Source organism: Nonomuraea candida, assembly GCF_000725485.1.
Lineage (GTDB): Bacteria > Actinomycetota > Actinomycetes > Streptosporangiales > Streptosporangiaceae > Nonomuraea > Nonomuraea candida.
The window spans coordinates 1-208 of record NZ_JOAG01000232.1; the positions used below are offsets into that span (position 1 = coordinate 1).

General features: G+C 61.1%; 1 pseudogene. It reads right to left on the bottom strand.

The features are described 5' to 3' along the window. A pseudogene (locus tag IO39_RS43855) lies at nt 1–208 on the bottom strand (hypothetical protein); the annotation flags it as partial.

A 208-nucleotide genomic window follows, 5' to 3' on the forward strand; every position in this document is an offset into this window, starting at 1 on the left:
CTTCACCTTGGGGTCGGACTCGGTCTCCATGAACGAGTGGTAGAGGTAGCACTCGTTGTACTCGTGGTTGAGCAGCATCTCCCACCAGCTCTCGCCCGGATCGACGAGCGACTCGTAGTGGGTGACGTGCTCCTCCTCGATGAGCCCGATCTCCTGGTAGAGCTGGCGGGCGATCGGCTCCATGTAGGTCGGGCCGACGTTCATGTAG